This window comes from Streptomyces sp. NPDC111802 (assembly GCF_055634335.1).
This window is the reverse complement of record NZ_JBVKCZ010000141.1, coordinates 1-4,888: the sequence shown is the minus strand read 5'-3', so window position 1 is coordinate 4,888 and position 4,888 is coordinate 1. Positions and strand designations below refer to the sequence as shown.

Annotated in this window: 3 protein-coding genes and 1 pseudogene; 2 read left to right on the top strand and 2 right to left on the bottom strand. The window is 67.1% G+C overall.

Features of this window, described 5'->3' with window-relative positions; all coding sequences use genetic code 11:
* Positions 1–1,499 precede the first annotated feature (1,499 nt).
* Positions 1,500–1,694, bottom strand: a complete 195-nt coding sequence (locus ACZ7NC_RS44480; protein ID WP_471497853.1) for a hypothetical protein — start codon at positions 1,692–1,694, stop codon at positions 1,500–1,502.
* Positions 1,695–1,885: 191 nt separating this feature from the next.
* On the opposite strand from ACZ7NC_RS44480, the gene ACZ7NC_RS44475 reads away from it, so the two are divergent.
* Together ACZ7NC_RS44475 and ACZ7NC_RS44470 are read left to right on the top strand one after the other, a co-directional pair.
* On the top strand, positions 1,886–2,137 hold the full coding sequence (locus tag ACZ7NC_RS44475) for a hypothetical protein (protein ID WP_471497851.1): 252 nt from the start codon (positions 1,886–1,888) through the stop codon (positions 2,135–2,137).
* Positions 2,138–2,265: 128 nt separating this feature from the next.
* A pseudogene (locus tag ACZ7NC_RS44470) lies at positions 2,266–3,762 on the top strand (IS1634 family transposase); the annotation flags it as partial.
* Positions 3,763–4,057: 295 nt separating this feature from the next.
* On the opposite strand, the gene ACZ7NC_RS44465 reads toward ACZ7NC_RS44470, so the two are convergent.
* Positions 4,058–4,888: calcium-binding protein (locus ACZ7NC_RS44465; RefSeq protein WP_471497849.1), on the bottom strand; the 831-nt coding region annotated here is incomplete at its 5' end.

Here is a 4,888-nt window from a genome sequence, read left to right as displayed (position 1 = left end):
ATGTACCCGAAGACGGGTGTGATGTCCTGGTGCATGGTGGTACCGCCTGAAAAACAAGCAGGCCACCCGACCCCTGCCCCCAGGAACGAATGGCGCGACGATCACAAAGGGAAGACCACCGGGTCCGGGGTGGAAACGCGCCGCCAGCCTAGAGGGGCCGCCCTGACGAGCGAACCGTAAAAACGGTTCCCAGAAGACGGCATTCCCCCATAGGAATGAAATCCAACCTGCCCCCTTGACATAACGGGGGGGTGGGTCTGTGTGGTGACATATTTTCGCCGGTCGCGGCCGGGTGGGGTTGTGCGGCGGATTGGGGGGAGGAGACTGGTCGGTGTGAGGAAGGCGACCTGTTGGCGGCCGTCTCGCGAGGCGCCTGCTGGTGACGGCTCGCCATCGGTCAGTCGGGATCGTGGCTCCGGCGGGGGAGATGCCAACGGCCGTCGCCGGGTATGGGCCTGCGCCGGCGACGGCCGCACCAGTGCGGGGACGGCCTGCCCCCCTAGTTGATGGCCGTCGTCGCACTGGCCGTCCTCACCACCCTCCCCGGGGTGTGCGGGAGGTCACTCCGGGCTCGAAGCGGGGATGGGAGGACGAAGGGCTGGAGCCGCGTCGTCGGCGATGTGGCTCCAGCCGCTCACGGGGTCTACGACCCGGGGGCACGGGGCCAGGACGGTCTCAGTCGCCCACCCGGAAACCCGGCAGGCGGACTGATGTCCCTGTCGGAATAATAGGACGGGTGAGCGGTAAAGCAACACCCCGGTGACTCGTCCGGTACGGAGATCCCGGATTTCCTTCCGGGAAGTCAACCGGGGGCAACGCCGACTTTTTTGTTCAATATTCAATTGGGCGAGGGGAATTCTCTGGTTGCGGGTTTCGGTCGGTCGTGCCGGTCGGTGAGGAAGGCGGTGGCCGGGACGTCGGGTGGGTGGGAGTGTTTTGTATGTGCGACATGTCGATGACGAGAAGACGCTGGAGTGGCGGCTTGCTCTGACGGAACGACTGGTGGTGGCCCAGGACTGCGCTGCGTGGCTGGTCGTGGAGAATCGCCAGCTTGTGAAGGAGAACCGGCAGCTCAAGCACCTCAAGATCCAAACGCAACGGTGTTGGCGCTGCAACCGTTGCGTGATCTCCCGGTCCGGTCGTGCCGGCCCTCGTGGCGGACGCGCCGCCGCTCCGCGAGGCCGGAAGAGGAAACCCGTCCGGGCCAGGTTCGGTTTGCAGGAGTACGACGCCCGGGGGCGGGCCCGGCGGCGCGCGAGGGTGCGCAGCATTCCCGCCACCGGGGCGGTGCCGCTGCCCGCCGTCACCGTCAGCATCCGCGGTGGCAGCGGATCCTCCCCTGGTGACCACCTGCGCCTGTACCGGAGCCTGCATCCAGATCATCGCCGGGCCTCCGGATCGAGGCGATTTCCTGAGTTCCGCGGAGTCCGGCGAATCGGGAAGGCGGAATGCGGTGACCGCATAATCCGGAGTGGCATGGCCCTACGCCGTGCTGCCGGTCAACGCCCGGCAACCTCCCTTGTCAACGCGGTGTCGACACCCGGGAGTTCTGGGAGCTGCGCAGGGGCCGCGGTGACCGGAGCCTCGGCGGGGGCTTCGACCGGCGGCAGGATGCGGTCCTCCCACCACGACAGGGCCATCACAACGGCGAGTAGGACGAAGGGGATCGAAGCCGGAACGATCAGCACGTACATGCGTACCGCGCTCAGGCCGTACCGCGCACACCAGCCCTTGCCGCGCTCCCTGAACAGCCGGCAAGTGGCCGTCCGCTCGGGGTGGGAGACCGTTACATGGGGCGCTACCAGCAGTCACTTGGCAGGGCTAGGCTGTCCGAACAGGCCCCGGCCCCCGGCAGTGATGCTCTGTTCCGCTCCGGGGGCCCGTCGTGTTCGTCCTGCTCCTTATCCTCATCGCGGTCCTGTTCGGCTTCGCCTTCCTCCACCCCATCTGGTGGGTGGCCGCGGCGTCGGTCGTGCTGGTGTTCGGCGCCGCCCAATACGGCCGCCGTGGTGAAGGCGGGGGCTGGGACCGTGGCGGCAGTTCCGGCGCCGGGGAGTACTGGGACCACCGGGACCGCCGTCGGCATCGGGCGCGGTGGAGACGCGAGGTCCGTCGGGACAGCGAGCACCGCAGGTGACCGACACCACGGCCCGCCCTACCAGTCCGGCGCGGCCGGCGAACGGCAACTGGCGTGCCGCCGACCACCCATGGACAGGCTGACTGCGTTGTGAGGTACGCACCATGCACCAGGTGACCACGCCCATTGCGACGGCTCCGGCGGCCGGCGGCGGCCTGGAGGTGACCGGCTCGCGCCCGCTAGGAGCGGTCTGGCTTCTGCAGGGCCTGTGGCGGCAGCTGGAGATCGACCAGGCCCTGAAGAAGATCCTCGGCTCGCGCCGGTTCCGTACCGACGTCGAACGGGTGCTGTTCGCGCTGGTCGCCAACCGTGCCGTCGCCCCGGCCTCGAAGCTGTCGGCGGCCGAGTGGGCCGGCCGCGACGCGGTGATACCCGCTCTGGAGGCGATGGACGAGGACCAGGCATACCGGGCCATGGACCTGCTGGTGGAAGCCGACGCCCAGGCGGAAGTACAAGAAGCGGTGTTCTTCGCGGTCGCCAACCTCCTCAACCTTGAGGTCGACCTGCTGTTCTTCGACACCACGAACACCTACTTCGAACGCGACGAGCCCGACGCGGGCGAGGCGCCGTTTCGCACGTACGGCAAGAGCAAGGACCACCGCGACGACCTGCCGCAGATCACCATCGGGCTGGCCGTCACCAAGGAGGGTGTCCCGGTCCGGTACTGGGTATGGCCCGGTGGCACCAGCGACCAGGCGATCCTTCCGCAGGTCAAGGACGACATGCGCGACTGGAAGCTCGGACGCGTGATCACCGTGGTCGACCGCGGTTTCTCCTCCTCGGACAACCTCGCCTACCTCACCCGCGCCGGTGGCCACTACATCGCCGGGATGCGCATGCGTGACGGAGGTGACCTGGCCGAGGCCGCGCTCGCCCGGCAGGGCCGCTACCAGCAGATCCGCGACAACCTGCGCGTCAAGGAAGTCAAGCTCGACCAGGCCCCGGGACGGCGCTTCGTCATCTGCCACAACCCCGCCCAGGAAGAACGCGACCGTCACAACCGCGAAGAGGCCATCAAACGGATCGAGGCCGAACTCGAGCGGATCCGGTCCCAACGCGAGCGCGACGCCAAGCGCGCGACCACCCCGAAAGCACAGGAGCGGGCGGAAGCCGCCCACGTGCGCGCCGAGTGCGCGCTGATCGAACACCCCACCGTGAAGCGGTGGTTGAGGACGTCGAAGAACGGACGCCTGGCCATCGACCGCGCCAAGGTCAAGGCGGAGGAGCGTTTGGACGGCAAGTACCTGCTGACCAGCTCCGATCCGCACCTGAGTGCCGAGGAGATCGCGGTCGGCTACAAGGCGCTCCTGGAAGCCGAGCGCGGATTTCGTGATCTGAAAACGGTGTCGGAACTACGGCCGGTCTTCCACCGCCTGGAACACCGCATCCGCGCCCACGTACTGCTGTGCTGGCTCGCCCTGCTACTGATCCGCGTCGCCGAACGCCGCACCGGCCAGACCTGGAACCGGATCAGCACCCAGCTCAGCCGCGTTCACGAGGTCACCCTCACCGGCGATGCCGGACAGATCACCCAGACCACCCCGCTGAGCAGCGAGCAGGCCACCCTCTACCGCGACTGCGGCATCAAGCCGCCACCCCGGATCACCGCCGCAGACCCGGCCTGACCAGCCACAACGCGACCGCGTGGGCACACGCCTCCACAGCCGCTCTCTCCACGTTTCCGCAGCTCAACCCCTGTTCTCGACACATCCAAGTGCCCACCAACTGCGGAAGTCAGGTCACTGGACCTGGGTGAAACCGGCTGTTAGGTGACGAGAGCGACAAGAGCCGTATGACGGGAGACCGTCACGTACGGATCTGTGGGAGCCCGAGGGCGAGATTCCCTCGGGCTACCCGACTGTCCCTGTAATCCCGCGTGGTGGGCCGCCGGGTGGTTTCGGCTCCCCACCACGCGGTTGGTCACAGTTCGCAGTTGGTTTCGTTTTCGACGTTGGTGGCTGTGTCCGTGCCCGGGCCGCAGTCGGCGGTGTCGCTGCTGTCGTCCCCGCCGTCGATGATGTCGTTCATGCCAGTCCCGGTGGGGGTGACGCTGCCGTTGAGGGTCTTGTAGTCGCCGTAGAGGGTGTCATTTCCGATCCCCCCGTTGATGGTGTCGCGCCAGCTGTCGACCGCCAGGCTTTCTGTTGTGGTCACCGTCTCGAAGTCGCCGTAGATGAGGTCCGCGCCCTCGCCGCCGTCGATGGTGGAGTTGAAGGCATTGCCAACAGCGGCCTGGGCGAGAGCGTAACTCACGTCCCGGGACTGGCCATAGATCGTATCGGCACCATTGCTGCCAACAAGTGTGTCGCTGGCGAAGGCGACGGCTACCCCGCCACCAGTGAGCCTCACGCTCAGGCTGAAGCCGGCCAGGGTGTCGGTGCCTAGGCCGCCGTCGATGTAGTCACTGCCCCCGGCAACGCCCACGCCTGCGGGTACGTCGATGGTGCGGACATCACCGAGGAGGAAGTCACTGCCGCCCTCGCCGAAAATGCGGTCATTGTCGCTCGTTCCTGCGACTGCCACTGTTTGCGCGTTGCCATAGACAGTGTCGTCGCCGTCCCCACCGCAGATGACATCATCACCACTCAGACCGGAGATGGTGTCATCCCCACCCAATCCCACGATCACATCTGGCACGCCGTCGGTACCGGTCAAAGTGTCGTTGCCACTGGTACCGACGATCGTGGCAGCCAGCCCGTCACAGGTCTCCGCTTGAGCATGAGCCACCGGGACCGGTGCGACCGCGATTGC